22 protein-coding genes are annotated in these 19929 nt (G+C 73.5%); 12 read left to right on the forward strand and 10 right to left on the reverse strand.

The window, feature by feature from the left end:
- The first annotated feature begins 174 nt into the window (after window positions 1-174).
- The 3 genes from BUE44_RS09175 (at window position 175) to BUE44_RS09185 (ending at window position 2954) form a co-directional block, all read left to right on the forward strand.
- A complete protein-coding gene (locus BUE44_RS09175) occupies window positions 175-1203 on the forward strand; it encodes a LacI family DNA-binding transcriptional regulator (RefSeq protein ID WP_073495952.1) in 1029 nt (342 codons plus the stop codon).
- Window positions 1204-1298: 95 nt separating this feature from the next.
- The gene (locus BUE44_RS09180; protein ID WP_073495954.1) at window positions 1299-2285 is read left to right on the forward strand and encodes a GlxA family transcriptional regulator; all 987 of its coding nucleotides are present in this window, start codon (window positions 1299-1301) and stop codon (window positions 2283-2285) included.
- Window positions 2286-2336: 51 nt separating this feature from the next.
- Window positions 2337-2954 (forward strand): DJ-1/PfpI family protein, encoded by a 618-nt coding sequence (locus BUE44_RS09185; protein ID WP_073495956.1) that lies wholly within the window; start codon window positions 2337-2339, stop codon window positions 2952-2954.
- On the opposite strand, the gene BUE44_RS09190 is transcribed toward BUE44_RS09185, so the two are convergent.
- Window positions 2936-3478, reverse strand: a complete 543-nt coding sequence (locus BUE44_RS09190) for an Lrp/AsnC family transcriptional regulator (protein ID WP_079189610.1) — start codon at window positions 3476-3478, stop codon at window positions 2936-2938. The genes BUE44_RS09185 and BUE44_RS09190 overlap by 19 nt on opposite strands.
- 239 nt (window positions 3479-3717) lie before the next feature.
- On the opposite strand from BUE44_RS09190, the gene BUE44_RS09195 reads away from it, so the two are divergent.
- A complete protein-coding gene (locus tag BUE44_RS09195) occupies window positions 3718-4758 on the forward strand; it encodes a lactonase family protein (protein ID WP_073495958.1) in 1041 nt (346 codons plus the stop codon).
- Between the two features lie 100 nt (window positions 4759-4858).
- On the opposite strand, the gene BUE44_RS09200 is transcribed toward BUE44_RS09195, so the two are convergent.
- The 3 genes from BUE44_RS09200 to BUE44_RS09210 all read right to left on the reverse strand — a co-directional run bounded on the left by BUE44_RS09200 (window position 4859) and on the right by BUE44_RS09210 (window position 7696).
- On the reverse strand, window positions 4859-5746 hold the full coding sequence (locus tag BUE44_RS09200; RefSeq protein WP_073495960.1) for a sirohydrochlorin chelatase: 888 nt from the start codon (window positions 5744-5746) through the stop codon (window positions 4859-4861).
- Window positions 5747-5878: 132 nt separating this feature from the next.
- Window positions 5879-6835: an N-acetylglucosamine kinase gene (locus BUE44_RS09205; RefSeq protein WP_322939796.1), complete on the reverse strand. Its 957-nt coding sequence runs from the start codon at window positions 6833-6835 to the stop codon at window positions 5879-5881.
- Window positions 6836-6859: 24 nt separating this feature from the next.
- Window positions 6860-7696 carry a phospholipid scramblase-related protein gene (locus BUE44_RS09210; RefSeq protein WP_073495964.1) on the reverse strand — a complete coding sequence of 279 codons (837 nt, stop codon included), beginning with the start codon at window positions 7694-7696 and terminating at the stop codon, window positions 6860-6862.
- 121 nt (window positions 7697-7817) lie between these two features.
- Here BUE44_RS09210 and BUE44_RS09215 point away from each other — a divergent pair, with 121 nt between their 5' ends.
- The gene (locus tag BUE44_RS09215; protein ID WP_073495966.1) at window positions 7818-8495 is read left to right on the forward strand and encodes a uracil-DNA glycosylase; all 678 of its coding nucleotides are present in this window, start codon (window positions 7818-7820) and stop codon (window positions 8493-8495) included.
- An 87-nt stretch (window positions 8496-8582) separates the two neighbouring features.
- Here BUE44_RS09215 and BUE44_RS09220 read toward each other — a convergent pair whose 3' ends face one another.
- From BUE44_RS09220 to BUE44_RS09235, 4 genes are all read right to left on the reverse strand, one after another.
- A complete protein-coding gene (locus tag BUE44_RS09220; protein ID WP_073495968.1) occupies window positions 8583-9251 on the reverse strand; it encodes a TetR/AcrR family transcriptional regulator in 669 nt (222 codons plus the stop codon).
- Between the two features lie 144 nt (window positions 9252-9395).
- Window positions 9396-10088, reverse strand: a complete 693-nt coding sequence (locus BUE44_RS09225) for an HAD family hydrolase (protein ID WP_073495971.1) — start codon at window positions 10086-10088, stop codon at window positions 9396-9398.
- 97 nt (window positions 10089-10185) lie between these two features.
- Entirely contained in the window at window positions 10186-11127 is a 942-nt protein-coding gene (locus BUE44_RS09230) for a M56 family metallopeptidase (protein WP_073495973.1), read from the reverse strand.
- Window positions 11128-11251: 124 nt separating this feature from the next.
- Window positions 11252-11809: a DUF5134 domain-containing protein gene (locus BUE44_RS09235; RefSeq protein ID WP_073495975.1), complete on the reverse strand. Its 558-nt coding sequence runs from the start codon at window positions 11807-11809 to the stop codon at window positions 11252-11254.
- Between the two features lie 228 nt (window positions 11810-12037).
- Between BUE44_RS09235 and BUE44_RS09240 the strand changes: the two genes are divergently transcribed.
- Window positions 12038-12574, forward strand: a complete 537-nt coding sequence (locus tag BUE44_RS09240; protein ID WP_073495980.1) for a GNAT family N-acetyltransferase — start codon at window positions 12038-12040, stop codon at window positions 12572-12574.
- Window positions 12575-12613: 39 nt separating this feature from the next.
- Here the strand turns inward: BUE44_RS09240 and BUE44_RS09245 are convergent, their stop codons facing one another.
- A complete protein-coding gene (locus BUE44_RS09245) occupies window positions 12614-13282 on the reverse strand; it encodes a glycerophosphodiester phosphodiesterase (RefSeq protein WP_073495982.1) in 669 nt (222 codons plus the stop codon).
- 222 nt (window positions 13283-13504) lie between these two features.
- Here BUE44_RS09245 and BUE44_RS09250 point away from each other — a divergent pair, with 222 nt between their 5' ends.
- The 4 genes from BUE44_RS09250 (at window position 13505) to BUE44_RS09265 (ending at window position 17505) form a co-directional block, all read left to right on the forward strand.
- Entirely contained in the window at window positions 13505-14902 is a 1398-nt protein-coding gene (locus BUE44_RS09250; RefSeq protein ID WP_073495984.1) for a DUF6421 family protein, read from the forward strand.
- Window positions 14903-14925: 23 nt separating this feature from the next.
- On the forward strand, window positions 14926-15684 hold the full coding sequence (locus tag BUE44_RS09255; RefSeq protein WP_073496229.1) for an SDR family oxidoreductase: 759 nt from the start codon (window positions 14926-14928) through the stop codon (window positions 15682-15684).
- Entirely contained in the window at window positions 15681-16802 is a 1122-nt protein-coding gene (locus BUE44_RS09260; protein WP_073495986.1) for a threonine aldolase family protein, read from the forward strand. The genes BUE44_RS09255 and BUE44_RS09260 overlap by 4 nt, the downstream gene beginning before the upstream one ends.
- 97 nt (window positions 16803-16899) lie before the next feature.
- Window positions 16900-17505, forward strand: a complete 606-nt coding sequence (locus tag BUE44_RS09265; RefSeq protein WP_073495988.1) for a transglutaminase-like domain-containing protein — start codon at window positions 16900-16902, stop codon at window positions 17503-17505.
- On the opposite strand, the gene BUE44_RS09270 is transcribed toward BUE44_RS09265, so the two are convergent.
- Window positions 17502-18245 carry a lysophospholipid acyltransferase family protein gene (locus BUE44_RS09270; RefSeq protein WP_073495990.1) on the reverse strand — a complete coding sequence of 248 codons (744 nt, stop codon included), beginning with the start codon at window positions 18243-18245 and terminating at the stop codon, window positions 17502-17504. The genes BUE44_RS09265 and BUE44_RS09270 overlap by 4 nt on opposite strands.
- 274 nt (window positions 18246-18519) lie before the next feature.
- Between BUE44_RS09270 and BUE44_RS09275 the strand changes: the two genes are divergently transcribed.
- Window positions 18520-18843 carry a TlpA family protein disulfide reductase gene (locus BUE44_RS09275; protein WP_079189611.1) on the forward strand — a complete coding sequence of 108 codons (324 nt, stop codon included), beginning with the start codon at window positions 18520-18522 and terminating at the stop codon, window positions 18841-18843.
- A 244-nt stretch (window positions 18844-19087) separates the two neighbouring features.
- Complete coding sequence (locus BUE44_RS09280) at window positions 19088-19873, forward strand: electron transfer flavoprotein subunit beta/FixA family protein (protein WP_073495994.1); 786 nt, start codon at window positions 19088-19090, stop codon at window positions 19871-19873.
- The last annotated feature ends 56 nt before the right edge of the window (window positions 19874-19929 follow it).

Here is a 19929-nt window from a genome sequence, read left to right on the forward strand (position 1 = left end):
ATGACCTCCGCTCGCCCGCGCCCGCGCACATGGCGTCGGCGGCACTCTGGCACAGGACGTTATCGATGCCAAGAGCGGGCTTCGTGCAGAGATCCAGGTAGAAGCCCTGGACACTGGATGCGCGTGGGATCGCTATCATCGAGCGGGGCCGCAGTCGGCCGGAAGGAGCGCGGGATGCGGCAGGGCACGGGGGACGGCGGCAGAGCGCCGGCAATGGCCGATGTGGCACGGGTCGCGGGGGTGTCCGCGCAGACCGTCTCCAGGGCGCTGGGCGGCCACCCGAACGTGCAGGAGACGACCCGGGCGAAAGTGCTCGCCGCCGTCGAGCAGTTGGGGTACCGCAAGAACACCGCGGCCGGGATGCTCTCGTCGGGCCGCAGCCGCACCCTCGGCGTGGTCACCCTGCAGACCGGCTTCTTCTCCCGCACCGCGCTGACCGTCGGGGTCGAACGCGCCGCCCGCGCCGCCGGTTACGCGGTCAGCACCGCCGCCACCGCCTCGCTCGACCCCGCCGCGGTCGAGGACGCTTTGCTGCGGCTCGCCGACCAGCGAGTCGAGGGCGTCGTGCTGGCCGTGCCGCTGATCCGGGTCAGCCGGCGGATCGAGCAGCTGACCGCCGCCGTGCCCACCGTCGCGGTGGACGGCTCCCGCACCCCGGACACCGAGGTCGTCGCCGTCGACCAGTCGGCCGCGGCGAGGCTGGCCACCACCCATCTGCTGGAGCTGGGCCACCGGACGGTGTGGCATGTAGCGGGCCCCGGCGAGTGGCTGGACGCCGCAAGCCGTGCCCAGGGGTGGCGGGACGTCCTGGAGGCCGCGGGCGCCGACGTGCCGCCCGCACTGGCCGGCGACTGGTCGCCCGCCTCCGGGCACCGGGCCGGGCTGATCCTGGGCCGGATCCCGGAGGTGACCGCGGTCTTCGTGGCCAGCGACGAGATGGCCTTCGGGGTGATCCGCGCGCTGCACGACCTGGGCCGCCGGGTGCCCGAGGACGTCTCCGTGGTAGGCGTGGACGACATCGCGCTCGCCGCGTACTGCTCGCCGCCGCTGACCACCGTGGCGCAGCCCTTCGCCGAGATGGGCGCCCTCGCGGTCGCGCACCTGCTGCGCCAGGTGGCGCGGCCGGCGGCGCCGCCCGCACCGGTCTCGGTCGAGCCGACCCTGGTCGTACGGTCGAGCACCGCGGCCGTCCGCGCGTCCTGAGCCGCTCGCCGGGCCCGAGGTGATCGGCGGCGATGGCCGAAATCGTCACAAGGACGTCCTTGCCGCCATCGCGACCCGCGGCCGACGATGAGGGCATGACCACCCGCCGTGTCGTCTTCGCCGTCTTCCCCGGCTTCCAGCTGCTCGATCTCGCCGGTCCGAACGAGGTCTTCGTGCAGGCCGGGCGGCTGACGGCGGGTCCGGGGGAGGGGACGCGGGTGGTCGTGGACACGGTGGCCGCGGCCCCCGGTCCCGTCGTCAGCAGCGGTGGCCTCGCGGTCTCGCCGACACTGACGACAGGGGAGGCCACCGGACCGGTGGACACCCTGGTCGCCGTCGGCGGCGGAGGCGTCCACCAGGCGTGCCAGGACGCGGCCTTCGTGGACTGGTTCGCCCGCACCTCCCGGCTGGCCCGCCGCACCGCTTCGGTGTGCAGTGGCGCCTTCCTGCTCGGCGCGGCCGGGCTGCTCGACGGGCGGCGGGCGGTCACCCACTGGTCGATGTGCGAGCGGCTCGCCGCGCGCCATCCCGGCGTCACGGTCGAGTCCGACCCGATCTTCGTCCGCGACGGCGACCTGTGGACGTCGGCGGGCGTCACCGCGGGAATGGACCTCGCCCTGGCAATGGTCGAGGCGGACCACGGCCCCGAGGTGTCCAGGGCCGTCGCCAGGCAACTGGTGATGTTCGTCCAGCGCCCCGGCGGCCAGGCGCAGTTCAGCGCCCAGCTGGCCGCCCAGCGCCCCGAGCGGCAGTCGCTGCGCGACGTCATCGACTGGGTCGCCGACCACCTGGCCGACGACCTCGGGGTGCCGGCGCTCGCGGCCAGGGCCGGTATGAGCGAGCGCCACTTCACCCGGGTCTTCCGCGCCGAGACCGGCCGTACCCCGGCGGCGTACGTCGACAGCGCCCGGGTGGAGGCCGCCCGCCGGCTGCTGGAGTCGACCGGCACCACCGTGGACGCCGTGGCCCGCGCCTGCGGCTACCGCAACCCCGAGACCCTCCAGCGCAGCTTCAAACGCACCGTGCAGGTCACGCCCGGGGAATACCGCAGGCGTTTCGCCCCGCACTCCGCCGTGCGCTGAGCCGAGCATCCTGATTTCCCGGCCGGGAGTCCCCGGCCAGAAAGGCCACCCATGCGCATCGTCTTCCCGATCTTCGAGGGCCTCACCGCGCTCGACGCCGTCGGCCCCTACGAGGTCCTGCGGATGCTGCCGGCCGCCGATGTCGTCTTCGCCGCCGCCGAGCCGGGACCCGTCACCGACGGGGCCGGCCTGCTGACGCTGACCGCGACCGCGGCCTTCGCCGACGTCACCGAGGCCGACGTCCTGGTCGTCCCCGGCGGCCCCGGTGCCCGCGCGAACCTCGGCAACGAGGCGCTTCTCGACTGGATCCGGCGGATCGACGCCACCACCGCCTGGACCACGTCGGTCTGCACCGGCTCGCTGCTGCTGGGCGCGGCGGGGCTGCTGGAAGGCCTCAGGGCGACCAGTCACTGGAGCGCCACCGACCTCCTGGAGTCCTACGGCGCCACGTACACCGAGCAGCGCGTCGTGGAGCAGCGCAGGATCATCACCGCCGCCGGGGTGTCGTCCGGGATCGACATGGCGCTGCGGCTGGCCGAGCTGATCGCCGGACCCGTCGCGGCCCAGGCCCTGCAACTGGCCATCGAGTACGACCCGCAGCCGCCCTTCGACGCCGGGTCGTACGCCAAGGCGCCGCAGGCCGCGAAGGACTATCTGGCGTCGCGCTGAGCACCCTCCGGAGGATCGGGATCGGGCTCGGGGGCGGAGTCCGGCTCGGGCCCCTGATCCGGGGTCAGCGACTCGACCAGCGGCAGGACCCGGTGCGGTACGCGCTCGCTCAGCGCTATCTCGGTGCGGGTGCGCACCACACCGGGAAGCCGGCCCAGCCGCTGGATGACCCCCTCCAGATGCGCGTTGTCCCGGGCGACGACCCGGGTCAGCAGGTCACCGCCGCTGCCGGTGATGGAGAAGGCCTCGACGATCTCGGGTACCCCGGCGAGCGCGTCGGCCACGTCGTCCAGGTGACCCCTGGCGACCTCGATGCGTACGAAGGCCAGCACCGGATGCCCCAGTGCGGCGGGGGAGACCCTGGGGCCCGCCATCACGATCACCCCGTCGCGTTCCAGCCGTTCGAGACGGGCCTGCAGGGTCCCGCGGGCGACGCCGAGGATGCGGGCGTACTCGCGGACGCTGGTACGCGGCCGGTCGAGGAGCAGCCGCAGTATGCGGGCGTCCAGGGCGTCGAAGGGCATGGGCCCGCGGTCTCCTCACCATCGTCGCGATGTCATGATCACCGTACTGATGGCCTGGGCGGGACCGGCTACTTTGAGCCATCACCGCAGCAAGCGCCCGCCCGCAGCGCCCAACGGCCCCGGCGGACCGCCGCATCGGCGGGCCACTGGCGGCCCGCGGGAGGCCCCGGGGGCGACGCGCCCGGCGCCAGGTACTACTCTCAGCCGCCGTACAGACATCAGGCGGAAGAGGTACGGCAGTGGCCGGGCACGTTTACATCGGGTCGTTCACTTCGGCGGGTGGGCGCGGCCTCACCACGGCCACCGTCGACCCGGACACGGGTGCGCTGACGGCTCTCGGGGACACCGCCGTCGTGCCCAACCCGTCGTTCCTCGCGGCGTCCCCCGACGGCAGGACGCTCTACACCGTCAGCGAGACCGAACCCGAGGGCGCGGCGGCGGCCTTCTCGCTCGCCGACCCCGCGGCCCCCGAACTGCTCGGCGCCCCCGTCTCCGTGCACGGCGGGTCGCCCACCCACCTCACCGTCCACCGCGGCCACCTGCTGACCGCCAACTACGCCGAGCCCGGCAGCGTCAGCGTGCTGGCGATCCAGGCCGACGGCAGCCTCGGCGGGATGCGCTCGCTGCTGGAGCACGAGGGCGACGGGCCGAACCCGGAGCGCCAGCGGGGCCCGCACGCCCACGCCGTGCTGACCGACCCCACCGGCCGCTGGGCGGTCAGCGTGGACCTGGGCACCGACTCGGTGCGGGTCTGCGAACTCGACGACGCCACCGGCGAGCTGGAGATCGAACGGGAACTCGGCCTGCGCTCCGGCATCGGCCCGCGCCATCTGACCTTCCACCCCGCGGGCGGCCACGCCTACGTGATCAACGAACTGGACTCCGTGGCCACCGTCTGCACCTGGGACGCCGAGCGCGGCAGCCTGCGCCCGGTCGCCGAGACCCGCGTGCTGCCCGCGGGCGCCGAAGGCGAGAACTACCCCTCCGAGCTGGTCGTCTCGCACGACGGCCGGTTCGCGTGGGCGGCCAACCGCGGGCACAACAGCATCGCGGTGCTCGCCCTGGACGACATCGGCGAGAGCCTGGAACTGCTGGACACGGTCAGCTGCGGCGGCGACTGGCCGCGGCACCTGACCCTCGACCCGTCCGGCACCCGGCTCTACGCCGCCAACGAGCGCTCCGGCAACGTCACCTGGTTCGACGTCGACCCGGCCACGGGCATCCCCAAGCAGGCCGGCTCGCTCGACGTGCCCGCAGCGTCCTGCGTGCTCTTCGTCTGACAGCCGGGGGCCGCACCCCTACGGCAACGCGGCGGCGGGCCGCCCCTCGAAGGAGGGGCGGCCCGCCGCCGCGTCGTCGTACCGTACGCCCGCTCGCCCGTCAGTGGATCGGCGCGCCGTGCTGCTGCATCGCAAGGCCCAGCGCGGCCGCGTACTGCGTGACCACCAGCTTGCCGACCGCCGGGTAGGGGCCCAGGGCGTCGGCGCCCGAGCAGCCCGCCTCTGCGGCGGCGGTGTGCAGCAGCTGGGGGGCGATCTCCGGGCCGATCAGGCACGGCGCGAGCGCCAGCGTGCCGGACCCGGAGGACCGCAGCTGCTCGGCGGCCTGCGCGATGGCGCCGTCCTCGTCCAGCGCCGCGGCCAGCACCGGCACCGCGAGCCTGGCGGCCAGCAGCAGCCCGGTCACGCCCGCCGCCTGCGCGGCCTCTTCGCCGCCGACCGTGGCCAGGATGATGCCGTCGGCGGCGGTCGCCACCGTGAACAGCCGCGCCCGGTCGGCGCGGGCCAGGCCTGCCTCGGAGAGCCTGACGTGCAGCGCCTCGGCGAGCAGCGGGTGCGGGCCGAGCACCTCGGTCAGCTCCACCTGCGCCTTGCTGTCGGCGACGGCCTGCCGGATCCGGCGGAGCACCGACGCCTCCGGCCCTGCCAGCAGCGGCACCACGACCGCCGCGGTGTCCTCGCCGGCACGCTCGCCCGCGACCTGGTCGAGCACGCTGCGCAGCGACGGGAATTCGCTGTCCTGGTCACCGTCGCCGTCCACGAATCCGATCCGCGGGTCGAGCCCGGACAGCTCGGAGCGGGCGATGCTGACAACCTCCTCCGCCAGGCTCAACACGGCGGCGGAAGGATTGCCGGGGACGGCGAGGACCAGCACCGGGGCGCCCTCGGGGGCGGACAGCGCCTCCGGTCGGCGGTGGCGTCCGGTCTGGCGCGGGCGCGGCATGCGAACGGGAAGGCCGGAGGCGGGGCCGCCTGTGGTAGTGCTCATGGCGACGCATGCTAACGCCTTGCGGCGCCGTCACGCTCAGCCGGGTACGAGACAGGCCAGACCTGTCCAGAAGTGTCCGTTTCCCCGGTGACGTTCGGTCACCCGCCCATCATCGTACGCTCTGAGCAGCGGCTATCGCCGTGCGACGTGGAGCAGGGCGCCGTCCTGGGGCAGCGTCAGCCCGTCGCGGTGCAGCGCCCGCGCGATCAGCAGGGCGCCGTCCAGCGGGTTGCCGGCCGCGGGCACCAGGACCGCGTCGGGCAGCAGCCACTCCGCCTGGTCGCGCAGCGGCCCGAGCAGCGGCTCGCCCATCCGGAAGAGGCCGCCGGCCAGGCCCACCTCGGTCTCGCCGGAGCGTGCCGGCCGGGCGGCCGCGGCCGACTCCAGGATGTGCTGGGCCGCCTGCCGCAGGATCTCGGAAGCCACCGGATCCTGCGCGGCGCACCGCGCCACGTCGGGGGCGAAGGACGCCAGCACCGCGGGCCGGTCGGTGCGCGGGTAGACCGCGCCGGGCATCGAGCCCGCCGGGCCGAAGCGTTCCTGCGCGCAGGCCAGCAGCGCGGCAGAGCCGCCCGCCCTGCCGTCGTACGCGCGCATGGCCGCGTCAAGGCCGGCCCGGCCGATCCACGCGCCACCGCCGGCGTCGCCCAGCAGATGGCCCCAGCCGTCGGCACGCCGCCAGGCGTCACCCGAGGTGCCCAGCGCGATCAGGCCGGTGCCGGCCGCGACCACGACGCCGGGACGCATCCCGAGCGCGCCCGCGTAGGCGGTGACGGCGTCGCCGGCCAGCGCCAGCGCCCGTACGCCGAAGGCCTCCTCCAGCGCCGCGGGCAGCACCGCGCGCAGGTCGTCGCCGAGCGTCGCCATGCCGGCCGCGCCGACGCAGGCCGCGGTCAGCGAGCCGGCCGGCACCTCGCGCAGCAGTCCCGCCACCCGCGGCAGCACCCGCTCCAGCAGGCTCGCCGCGTCGATGCCGCGCTCACCGGTCGCCACCGGACGGTCGTCGGCGACCGCGCCAGGACCGCCCGACCCGTCGGCCCGGGCGATCGCCACCCGCACCCCCGAACCGCCGGAGTCGACGCCCAGCACCCAGTGCGTTGTGCCCGGCACGGATCAGCCGAGCCCGCGGGAGTCCTGCTTGAGGGCGGTGTCCACGGTCAGGGCGGAGGCGACGACCATGCTCAGCAGCGGGTCCGCGAGCTGCCGGTGGATCTGCAGCACGTAGTTGTCCGCGGTGGTGAACATCGTCTTGGCCAGGCCCTCCCAGGTCTTGGTGATCCGGGCGATCTCGGTGTCGGTGTGGTCGACGATGGCGAAATTCCAGGCCCGCCAGTTCTCCGCCTTGATCGCGCCGATCTGCTGGCCGTTGTACATGAAGCCGAACTTGATCTTGCCGAAGGCGTTCTGCTGGACGATCTCGCCCAGCGGCTCACCGTTCGCCCGGTGCACGAGCACCTTGGACTTGATGAACTTCGCCGGCCGGGTCAGCACCAGGTGCGGCTGCCCCTGGGCGTCCCTGACCTCCAGCTTGTGGGTCAGGAACTGGTCGACGCTGGAGACGAAGCGCAGCACCTTCTTCGCGGTGCTCTGCCCGACCTCGACGACCGACCCGAGGGTCCGTCCCTGCTGGTCGAAGACGGTGTACTCGTTGACCAGCTCGATGAGCTTGGCCTTCTGGTTGACCACCAGCACCGGCTCGGTGAACAGCGTGCCGCCGCCGTACGCGTTCGGTGCCACGCCCGCCTGCTGCTGCACCTGCTGCTGCACCTTCGCCGGGTCGGGGGTGCGGCTGACGTTCAGCTCCCAGGCGCTGCCCCCGCTCTGCTGCTGGGGCACCTGACCGGGGTTGGTGTGCTCGGTCCACTGGGAGCCGTCCCAGTAGCGGAGCAGGTTCGGAGTGCCTTGCGGGTCCGCGTACCAGCCCGCCGGGGTATTCGAATGCGTTGTCACCCGGGCAGGGTACCGTCAAGCACCAGCCGGGGGAGGCTCCCTTCCACCGGCCGCGCGACCGGTCCGCGGGCGGCCGCTCGCGGTCGTGGGCGCACGCGGTGGGCCAGTAGAGTGATCGGCCGTGGCAGCACGAGAGTTGAGCGAACTTGTCGAGCCGGGATGGGCGCAGGCGCTGCGCCCGGTGGCCGGGCGGATCGCGGCGATGGGCGACTTCCTGCGCGCGGAGATCGCGGCCGGCCGCACCTATCTGCCGGCGGGCCCGAACGTGCTGCGCGCGTTCCAGCAGCCCTTCGACGAGGTACGGGTGCTGATCGTCGGGCAGGACCCGTATCCGACGCCCGGCATGGCCGTCGGGCTCAGCTTCTCGGTGGCAGCCGAGGTGCGCCAGCTGCCCGGCAGCCTGGAGAACATCTTCCGCGAGCTGGCCACCGACCTGGACCTGCCGCGGCCGTCCAACGGCGACCTCACCCCGTGGACCCGGCAGGGCGTGCTGCTGCTGAACCGGGCGCTGACCACCGCCCCGCGCAAGCCCGCCGCGCACCGCGGCAAGGGCTGGGAGGAGGTCACCGAGCAGGCGATCCGCGCGCTCGCCGGCCGGGGCAAGCCGCTGGTGTCGGTGCTGTGGGGGCGCGACGCCCGCAATCTGCGGCCTTTCCTCGACGGCTTTCCGGCGATCGAGTCGGCGCACCCCTCACCGATGTCCGCGGACCGCGGCTTCTTCGGCTCCCGCCCCTTCAGCCGCACCAACGACCTGCTGATCCGCCAGGGCGCCCAGCCGGTCGACTGGCGCCTGCCGTAGCCGGGCCCGGGGCGGCCAGGCGCGGGGGAGTCGACCTCGGGTCGCTGCCGCGGCTGTGACCTCTCGCCGGCGGAGGCGTCGCCCGGGTCAGGCCCGCGTCGCCGGCGGCATGCCGCCCACCGGGGAGCGACGGGGCACGGCCACCGGGTCGTAGTCCTCGGCGCCCGCCGGCGGCGCCCCCGACTCCCAGGGGAGCCCGTAGCGCTGGAACAGTTCGGCCCGCAGCGGGTGGATCGGCATCGGCGCCCCCGGCAGCAGCATGGCCACCGACGCGCCCATCAGCAGCGCCCGCAGCAGCCGGTATTCCTCTTCCGGGTCGGCCGCGCCCCAGCAGGTCATCGTGTGGCGCAGCAGCTGCGCGAGCCGCTGCTGCTCGGGGCACTGGATGAAGCCCTCCTCCTGGAGGATCGAGGCCATGTGCGTGCGCATCAGCGTGGTGTGCCCCGCGCTGACGCCGAGCATCGCGTCGATGGCCCGGGCCAGCAGTTCCTCCCCGTCGTCGGTGCGGGGCTCGCGCTCCAGTGCCGCGGCCAGCTCGGCCGCCATCAGGCGGTGCACGGCGGACTGCAGCAGCGCCCGCTTGCCGGAGAAGTAGTACGACACCAGGCCCCTGGCCGAACCGGCGCGCTGCGTGATGTCGGCCAGCGTGGTGGCCTCGTAACCGCGCTCCTCGATGAGTTCGACGGTGGCCTGCAGCAGCCGTTCCCGGGAACGCCTGCGCATCGCTTCATTGACCGAAGCGCTCCGAGGGGACATGCTTTACTCCTGCGTTGACTGGCTCCGGGCCAATATACTCAGCGCATCCCGCCGGGCCAGCGTCCGTGCGGGGTACGGGGACGGGCGCCGGTCCCGGCGACGCGGGGGATCGCCGGGACCGGCGTCCGCCGCATCCAGGGCCGGTCAGCCCAGCAGGTCGAGCACCCCGCGCAGCGCGTCGGGTCTGCGGTCCGCCGGGAGGTGGTCCACGAAGAAGACCGGGCAGCCCAGCGCCGCCGCGCCGCCGTCGGCTCTCCGGTCGTCCCCCACCATCAGGGTCTCCCGCGGCGTCAGCCCCAATTGCGCGCAGGCCGTGTGGAAGATCGCCGGATCGGGTTTCTGCCGGCCGACCTCGTAACTCAGCACGAAGGCGTCGACCAGGTCCGCGAGGCCGTGCGCGGCGAAGACCGGCCGGGGGTCCCAGCCGATGTTGCTGACCACCGCCACCGGCACGCCCCGCTCCCGCAGCGCGGCCAGCACCTCGGCGGCGTCCGGGTACGGCCGCCAGGCCGCCGGGGTCATGTGCCGGTCGTAGAGCACGTCGTGGATGTCCCACGGCAGTCCGCTGGACCTGGACTGCGCTGTGTACGCCCGCCGGTGCAGCGCGGCGTTGAGGTCGCGCCGCGCCCAGTCCTCGGCCGAGTCCGGTCGCCAATCGGCGGGCGGCGCCCCGCCGGGCTGGGCGCCCGACCGCTCCAGGCGCGCGGCCCAGTGCGCGATCTCGTCCTCGGGCGCCTTGACGCCCACCGCGTCCAGTGCCCCGAGCAGCCAGTCCGCGCAGGGCTCGATGCGGAAGACGGTGCCGGAGAAGTCGAACATGCAGCCTTTGGCCTTCATCGCCTCGCCTGTCCAGGTCGGGTCGCCGGCCCGCCGCCGGCGATGTGCGAGCCGGGTGCCGGCGCGCCCGGCGCCCGACCCCTGCCGGCCCGATCGGTCACCGGCTCAGGGCGCCGAGCCCCGGGCCGAACGCGATCAGCAGCGGCACCGCGGGCACCAGCAGCGCGCAGGCGCTCATCCGCACCCGGCGGCCCAGCGGCAGCCGGGGCGCCGGGTCGAGCAGCCGGTGCACCCGGCCGGGCAGCGCGGCGAGCGGTACGGGAGCCGGGCCGAAGACGCCGCGCTCCTCGTTCAGCTCCACCAGCGCCAGGGCCGTGGTGAGCCGACCGAAGCGGCGCGAGGCGGTGTCGTCGGCGGCCAACTCGACCAGGTGGTGCACCTGGTCGCGAAAGGCGGCGAAGATCGGCACCTGCGGGAAACCGCCGGCGAGCGCCCCCGCGCAGTGCAGCAGCACATCGTGCCTGGCCCGCATGTGCCCCTGCTCGTGCGCGAGCACCGCGTCGAGCTGGCGTCCCTTGAGCCGGCCGAGCGCCGCGGTGGTGATCACCAGCTGCGGCTCCGCCCCCGACAGCCACCAGGCGTCGGACCTCGGGTCCTCCAGTACGACCAGGCGCTCGCCCGCGGGCACCTCCTCACCGGGCAGCCGCGGTGAGCGCAGCCGCAGCTCGGCACGGCGCTGCCGGCGCCTGCCGCGCGCGATGCGGACCTCGCGGGTGAGCATCGCCGCCGTCCACAGCCCGCCCAGCGCGAGCATCGCCGCCAACGTGCCCGCGCCGCGGCCGTATCCGGACAGGCCGTACGCGTCGACCACGCCGTGCGGTGCGAAGGCGAAGACGTGCCAGCGCACCGCCGCCCAGGCGGCCGAGGCGGTAAGGGCCAGCGCCGAGAGGCAGCACAGCAGCACGGCGGCGACCACGCACTGCCAGACCCACAGGGCCAGCACCGGTTCGCGGTCCGGCCAGTCGGCACGGGAGAGCAGACGCGGCGCCGTCGCCGCCGCCAGTGCGCCCAGGATCAGCAGCACGAACGGGACCGTCATGCCGATCACCCTAGGAGCGCGCGGTGGGCGGCGGGGGCAGCCGGCACCTGATGTGACGCATCACTCACAGAAACCACCCGACCGCAGGCGCCGCAAGGGCTGCGGGGCGGTGAAAGCGCTCTCGTCACAGGGCCAGCAGCATCGCGAACATCGCCAGGGCCATCGCCACCCGGCACGCCGCCGCCACCTCGGGGGCGTGCCGCAGCCGTATCGCACCGCCGGGCGCCACCGGAACGGCCAGATGCGGCCCGTGCGGGCCGTCGGGCATGGCCAGCCGGCTGCCGGCGCGGAGCACGTACCCGGCGAAATACGCCAGCAGCAGGCCGGTCAGCAGCGGGGTGCCCGCGGTGGCGTGCGCGGCATGGCCGGCGTGGGCGGGGCCGGCTCCCGCCATCGCGGCCGACATGTAGACCATCGCACCGGCGCACAGCGAGTGGTGCATCCGGTGGGACGCCCGGTGCCCGGACGGGCGCAGGGCGTGCACGGCGACGGCGGCGAAGACGAGCGCGAGCGTCGCCGTACTCCAGCGAGGCGGTTCGAAGACGGACAGCGGTACGGCCATCACCGCCATCCCCACGCCGAGCAGCGCCTCGCTGCGCGCCTCCTTGCGCAGCACGCACGAGACCGCCGCGGCGGCGCTGAGCGCCACGAGCAGCCAGGCCACCAGCGGCGGTCCGTGCATCGCCCCTCCCCCCTCGGGCTGGCGGACCGCCCCGGTGCGACCGGCGGTCCGCGGACAATCTGCCCAATCGCGGCGGCGCACACGCGAGCGCACTGAGGTGGAAGGGGGAGCGTGCGTCCGCCGCGCGCGCCGGACGGCCCCGGGCGCGTACCGGCGCCCGCTGCGGCGCCGCGGGCGCGGCCGGACACCCCCCGCGGCGGCCGAACCGGCTCGGTTAGCCTGTCGGCCATGGACACCGCCGCCGGCCCAGGCTTCCGACCCGCCACCGCACACGACGTCCCCGCGCTCGTCGAGCTGATCGAGTCCGCCTACCGCGGCGAGGCGAGCCGCGCCGGGTGGACGACGGAGGCGGACATCCTTCAGGGGCAGCGCACCGACCCCGAGGGCGTCCTCGCCGTCATCGAGCGGGCCGACAGCCGGCTGGTCGTGGTCGAGAGCGGCGGCCGGCTGGTGGGCTGCTGCCAGCTGGAGCACCGCGGCGACCACGCGTACTTCGGGATGTTCGCGGTACGCCCCACGCTCCAGGGCGCCGGGCTCGGCAAGGCCGTCATGGCGGAGGCGGAGCGCTTCGCGCGCGACGAGTGGGGCGTCGCCGAGATGCACATGACGGTGATCTCGGTGCGGCAGGACCTCATCGCCTGGTACGAGCGGCGCGGCTACACCAGGACCGGGCAGACCAGTGCCTTCCCCTACGGCGACGAGCGCTTCGGGCAGCCGACCCGCGACGACCTGGAGTTCGAGCTGCTGACCAAGAAGCTCGGCTGACGCCCTCCGCTCGTCCAGGACGCCACGGGCGGGACGCCGCTATGCCGCGGGCTCCGCGGGCAGGTCGGTCGCGGCGCCGTCCAGCCGCAGTGCCCGGGCCAGCGCCCAGTCCTGCGCGGTGTTCACCGTCCAGGCCATGACCGCGATCCCCGCGGCCTGGCAGCGGCGGACCACGTCCAGGCTGAGCCGGGTGAGGTCCAGGCTGACCAGCCGCGCGCCGACCGCCTGGGCGCGGGGCACGATCTCCGGGCCGAGGTCACTGGCCACCAACACCGTGCGGACGTCGGGCAGCAGCGCGTGGATCTCGGCCAGCGCGTCGTCGTGGAAGGACAGCACGCTGACCCGGTCGGTCACGCCGTGCTCGCGCAGCGCCCCGGCCAGCACGCGGGCCGCCGCGGCGTCCTTGATCTCGGCCTGGATCGGCCGGTCCACCGCGTCGAGCACCTCCCCGAAGACCGGCACCCGCTCGCCCAGACCGGCGTCCAGGGTGCGGATCTCGGCCAGTGTGAGATCGCGGATCAGCCCGCTGCCGTCCGTGGTGCGGTCCACCGCGGCGTCGTGCATCACCACCAGCGCGCCGTCCTTGCTCAGGTGCAGGTCCAGCTCGATCTGATCGAGGCCGGCCTGCTCGGCACGGCGGAAGGACCGCAGGGTGTTCTCCGGCTCGACGCCCATGACGCCGCGGTGGCCGACGGTGAGGAAGCTCATACCGGCACCCTAAGCGGCCCGGGCGACACGGGGCCGAACGCGCCGTGACGAGTCGGCGCGCCGCACGCGCCGCTGATTCCCATGCCTCATATCGGGCGACGGCCGCAAGAACGGCAGCGGAAGGGCTATTCGACGGGACGATCCGCTTCGGCCGGTCTTGAAGCGGGAACAACCTCATAGATACGGTGTGGCTACGGAAGATTTTTCAGTAGAGGAGCGGTCATGGGTGAAGTTCTTTCGGCAGCGGCGGCCCGCGCCGACCGGATATCCGGTGAGGATGTGGTCGGTCACCCCGCGTGGGCGGCGCTCAAGCAGGCCGTCGAGGCCGTCAGGCCCTGGCAGCTCAAGGACGGCTCGATCGACTTCGACGCCGAGGGCGCGCCCTCCCGTGAGGACGCCGAGCGCGTGGTGGCCCGGGTGGCGGACGCGGTCGGGCAGCTGACCGAGCTGCTGCCGCACGACGCCGCCTATCACCAGGCCCTGGCCGCCGACCTGCGCCGCTGGGCCGACGACGGCTTCGGCGTGCCCGACTTCCTCGACTCGCTGCTGGCCTTCCAGCCGTCCGCCGACCGACGTGACGGCCGCCGCCATGTCGTCGTCTTCCCGATGTACACGCAGAACGGCAATCCGGACCGGAATCTGGAAGCCGTCGCCCTGCGCGTGACGTGGCCGGACTGGCTCGCCGAGCTGGAGCGCACCAGGTACGACAACCCGCAGTTCGTACCGATCACCTTCGAGGACTTCACGCCGGGCTACGACACCAACTCCGCGGTGCTCTTCCCGGAGACCGTCGCCGTGCGCAAACCCCCGGAGCGCTGGAGCTGGGGCGCGATCTTCTGCGACCGCGAGGCCGCCCGCTTCCGCGCGGTGACCGCCGCCGCCGTGGACACCCTCGGCCTGGAACTGCCGCCGGAGGCCGCGCGGCTGGTCGCCGACCAGGACCTGGCCCAGCAGACGTACGTGCTCTGGGACATGATCCACGACCGCACCCACAGCCACGGCGACCTGCCGTTCGACCCGTTCATGATCAAGCAGCGGGCCCCGTTCTGGATGTACGGCCTGGAGGAGCTGCGCTGCGACCTCACCACCTTCCGCGAGGCCGTCAAGCTCCAGGCCGAGGGCCACCCCATGGGGCTCGGCGTGCAGTACGCGATCCTCTTCGACCGGCTCTTCCGCTTCCCGGTCACCGGCGAGCGGGTCCGCAACTACGACGGACTGGGCGGCCAGCTGCTGTTCTCGTACCTGCACAAGCACGACGCCGTACGCTGGACGGACAACACCCTGCACATCGACTGGGAGCGCGCACCGCAGGTCACCAACCAGCTCTGCGCCGAGATCGAGACGCTCTACCGGGACGGTATCGACCGCCCCAAGCTTGTGCACTGGTTCGCCGCCTACGACCTGGTGGCAAGCTATCTGTCGCCGCATCCCGGCTCGGTCTGGGCCAAGGGGCCGGACGCCCTCGACCTGACGCTGCCCCCGCGCAAGCTCGTCGACGACGTGCTGCCGGACGAGTTTCCGCTCAGCATGTTCTACGAGGCCCTTGCCAAGAAGCTCCGTGAGGTGATCGCCTCCACCAAGGGGATCACGGGCGAACGCCCGGTACGGAGCGCCGCGTGACCGGTGCGGCCGAGGAGGCGGACATGACGACCGACACGTATTCCGGCGGTCTGGACGGAGCGGTGATCGCGGTGGCGGGAGCCGGCGGACCGGCCGGCCGGGCGGTACTGCAGCGGCTGGCCCGTGAGGGCGGCCATGTGATCGCCGCGGACGCCGACCCCGAGCGCCTGGCCGAGGCGGTCGACGCGGCGCGCTACGACGCCGGCGGCGCGGACATCACCGGCGAGATCGTCGACCTGCTCGATCTGGAGGCCACCCAGGACTGGGCGGGCCGGATCGAGAAGGACCACGGCCGGGTCGACGGCCTGGTGCACCTGGTCGGCGGCTGGCGCGGCTCCGCCTCCTTCCCCGAGACCGAGCTCGCCGACTGGGACGTGCTGCACAAGCTGCTGATCCAGACGGTGCAGCACACCTCGCTCGCCTTCCACGACGGCCTGATGCGCAGCGCCGGCGGCCGCTTCGTGCTGGTCAGCGCGTCCGCCGCGAGCCGCCCCACCGCGGGGAACGCGGCCTATGCCGCGGCGAAGGCCGCCGCCGAGGCCTGGACGCTCGCGCTCGGCGACTCCTTCGACAAGCTCAGCGGCGCCGCGGGACCCACCGCGGCGGCCACCGTCCTGGTGATCAAGGCGCTGGTGCACGATGGACTGCGGGCCCAGCGCCCGCAGTCCAAATTCACCGGTTTCACCGATGTGCGCGATCTCGCCGACGCGATCGCCGGCGTGTGGGACCGCACCGCCGACGATGTGAACGGGACCCGCCAGTGGCTGACGCCCCAACCATGACCGAGCCGACCGACCGGGCGGGCGCCGCCGGCCCCGCGGACGCGGCCGTCTCCCCGACCGACGCCGTGAGGCGCCACGACCCCGCCTCGCGCGGCTTCGCCAGCGACAACTACGCCGGGGTCCACCCCGAGGTGCTGGCCGCCCTGGCGCTGGCCAACGGCGGCCACCAGGTCGCTTACGGCGACGACGCCTACACCGCCCATCTGCAGGAGGTCTTCCGGCGGCACTTCGGCCCCACAGCCGAGGTCTTCCCGGTCTTCAACGGCACCGGTGCCAACGTGACGGCGCTGCAGGCCGTGACCGAGCGCTGGGGCGCGGTGATCTGCGCGGAGTCCGCGCACATCAACGTGGACGAGTGCGGGGCGCCCGAGCGGGTCGGCGGCCTGAAGCTGCTCACCGTGCCGACCGCCGACGGCAAGCTCACCCCCGAGCTGATCGACCGGCAGGCGTACGGCTTCACCGACGAGCACCGGGCGCAGCCGCAGGTCGTCTCGATCACCCAGACCACCGAGCTGGGCACCTGCTACACGCCCGAGGAGATCAGGGCCGTCTGCGACCACGCCCACCAGCTGGGCATGGCCGTGCACCTGGACGGCGCCCGGCTGGCCAACGCGGCGGCGAGTCTCGGGGTGCCCCTGGCCCGCTTCACCACCGACGCCGGCGTCGACATCCTGTCCTTCGGCGGCACCAAGAACGGCCTGTTGCTCGGCGAGTGCGTGGTCGTGCTCAGCCCGGAGCGGGTCCGCGCGCTGCCGTATCTGCGCAAGCTGTCGATGCAGCTGGCGTCGAAGATGCGCTTCGTCTCCGTGCAGTTCGAGGCGCTGCTGGCCGGCGACCTGTGGCTGCGCAGCGCGGAGCACGCCAACGCGATGGCCCGCAGGCTCGACGCGGCGGTGCGCGGCATCGAGGGTGTGCGGGTGCTGCGGCCCGTGCAGTCCAACGCGGTCTTCGCGTTGCTGCCGCGCGAGGTCAGCGAGCGGCTGCAGAAGCGCTACCGCTTCTACTTCTGGGACGAGTCGACCGGCGAGGTCCGCTGGATGTGCGCCTTCGACACGACCGAGGACGACGTGGACGGCTTCGCCGCGGCGATCGCCGAGGAGATGGCGTCCGGCTCCTGACGCCCGGGTGGGCGCCGCGTACAGGGCTTTCTGAATATATATGCGGAGTATGGTAATTCGATTGATCAACAGGTCGGTGGCTCTCTAGGGTCGTTCCATGGAACCGATCCCGGAGAACCCCGACCTCTCCGCATACCTCGCAGCCGACGACGTCATCGACCACCATGACCCGCTGGTGCGCGAGACCGCGGCGCTGCTGGCGGAAGGTACCGCAAATCCGCATGAATATGCGGAGATGGCCTTCGAATACGTCCGGGACGCGATCCCGCACTCCTTCGACTCGGGGGATCCGCGGATCAGCTGGCGGGCGTCCGACGTGCTGGAGCAGCGCAACGGCATCTGCTACGCCAAGTCCCACGCCCTGGCCGCGCTGCTGCGGGCACGCGGCATCCCCGCCGGGCTCTGCTACCAGCGGCTGACGCAGGACGACGGCTCCGACCCCGTGCTGCACGGCCTGACAGCCCTGCTGCTGCCGGGGGCCTCGCGCTGGAGCCGGCTGGACGCCAGGGGAAACAAGCCGGGCGTGGATGCCCGGTTCGGCCTGACGACCGAGCGGCTGGCCTTCCCGGTGCGCCCCGAACTGGGCGAGCGCGACTACCCGCTGGTGTACGCGGCCCCGCCACCGCCCGTGGTGGCCTGCCTGCGGGCCGCGCGGAGCACTACCGGGATCGTCCTGCCCACCGCACTGCCGGAAGCGCGCTAGCCGGCCTTCTGCTGCTCGCGGTCCCGCTCCGCCGCCGCCTCGGGCGTCGGGGCGGTGCCGCCCAGGTGCGAGGGCAGCCACCACCGGTCGTCGGGACCGGACGGGCGGCCCGGGTACGTACGCTGCGCGTCGTCGAGCAGTTCCTGCACGCGCAGCCGCAGCCGCCGGGTCAGGGCGCCGGCCTTCTCGTCGGCGTGCGGCAGCATCGGCTCGCCGATCCGCAGCGAGATCGGGAAGCGGGTCCTGCCCAGGCTGCGCGGCCGGCCCTTGGTCCACAGCCGCTGGGTGCCCCACAGCGCCATCGGCAGCAGCGGCACCCCCGCCTCCATCGCCAGCCGGGCGGCGCCGGACTTGAACGACTTGAGGGTGAAGGACTGCGAGATGGTCGCCTCGGGGAAGACGCCGATGATCTCGCCCCTGCGCAGTGCCTCCAGCGCGTGCGCGTAGGCGTGCATGCCCTCGGAGCGGTCCACCGGGATGTGCTTCATCGCGCGCATCAGCGGTCCCGACACCTTGTGCCGGAAAACCGACTCCTTGGCCATGAAGCGCACCAGCCGCTTGTGCGGCAGGGTCGTCAGGCCGCAGAAGACGAAGTCGAGGTAGCCGATGTGATTGCTCACCAGGAGGGCGCCGCCCTCGCGCGGGACGTTCTCGGTGCCCCGGATGTCGAACCGCAGGCCCTGCATCTTGAACATGGTGCGGGCGAAACCGATCACCGGCGGGTAGACGAGTTCGGCCATGTCAGGGCACCTGCTCTCTCCGGGGCGGCGCTCCCGGCGGAAGTTACGCGCCCGTAGGTTGTCCGGCCGCTGAGCGATGGTGCCCTGGCAGCGGGTCCGCTGTCACCCCGGGCGGTCCCGCCACGGGGAGATTCTTCTCACGTCACGGCGATGTCACCCGCGCTCCTGCTCCGCGTCGTGGGCCGGCCGCCCGGCCCAGTCGAGCGTACGCCCCGGGGGCCGCCCCGTCGGATAAGCTGACGTGTTTCACCGGAGTCGGAATCGGGAGGTCCGGATGAGCGCCGACGACGGCGAGCGGCTGACCGCGGCCGACCTCGGCGGGCCGCTGGGGGAGCGGGCCACCCTGGTGCAGTTCTCCAGCGCCTTCTGCGCACCCTGCCGCGCCACCCGCCGGGTGCTCGCCGAGGTCACCGGCATGGTCGAGGGGGTGCGCCATGTGGAGATCGACGCCGAGGCGCGGCTCGGCCTCGTCCGGCGGCTGCGTATAGCCAAAACGCCCACCGTGCTGGTGCTCGACGCGGACGGCTCGGTGGTTCGCCGAGCCTCGGGCGCGCCCCGCCGCGCCGACGTGATCGCCGCGCTGGGCGCCGCGCTCTGACGGCACGGGCGTGCGCAGGCCCGGCGGCGTAGGGCAGGTCACAGTGGAGGAAGCTTGCCAAGCGGCGCCGCGATCGATGTACTGACGAGTAATATATCCACCGGGGTACTCGTCGCGACGCGTGCTGCGTTCCGGCGGGGAGCCGCGACCGCAGGCGCCTATGCTGCCAATTCCGGGGCACTTGCCAGGGCGCTGCCGGGGCAGTTGACGAAGACGTGCAGGACGAAGCAGTAGGAGAGCAGGCGTGAGCTTGAGGATCGTAGTCGCTGTGAAGTACGTGCCCGACGCCACCGGCGACCGTCACTTCGCCGATGACCTGACCACCGACCGCGACGCGGTCGACGGCCTGCTGTCGGAGCTGGACGAATACGCCGTCGAGCAGGCGCTGCAGATCGCCGAGGCCTCCGGCGACGCGGAGATCACCGTGCTGACGGTCGGTCCCGAGGACGCCAAGGACGCGCTGCGCAAGGCGCTGTCCATGGGCGCGCACAAGGCGATCCATGTCGAGGACGACGCGCTGCACGGCACCGACGTCATCGGTACGTCGCTGGTGCTCGCCAAGGCCGTGGAGCACGCCGGCTACGACCTGGTCGTCACCGGCATGGCCTCGACTGACGGCACGGCCGGCGTGGTGCCCGCGCTGCTCGCGGAGCGGCTCGGCATCCCGCAGGTCACCCTGCTGTCCGAGGTCGCGGTGGCCGACGGCAAGGTGACCGGACGCCGCGACGGCGACGCGGCCAGCGAGCAGCTCGAGGCGTCGCTGCCCGCGCTGGTGTCGGTCACCGACCAGTCGGGCGAGGCGCGCTACCCGTCCTTCAAGGGCATCATGGCCGCCAAGAAGAAGCCGGTGGAGTCCCTCGACCTGTCCGACCTCGGCATCGACGCCGCCGAGGTGGGCCTCGGCGGCGCGTGGACCGCCGTGCAGGACGCCACCGCCCGCCCGCCGCGTACCGCGGGCACGATCGTCAAGGACGAGGGCGAGGGCGGCAAGCAGCTCGCCGCCTACCTCGCGGAGCAGAAGTTCATCTGATGAACGGCCCGGACCGGCGCCGCGCGCCCGGGCCGGGCAGCCGCCGCAGGCCCGCC

The organism is Actinacidiphila paucisporea (assembly GCF_900142575.1).
GTDB lineage: Bacteria > Actinomycetota > Actinomycetes > Streptomycetales > Streptomycetaceae > Actinacidiphila > Actinacidiphila paucisporea.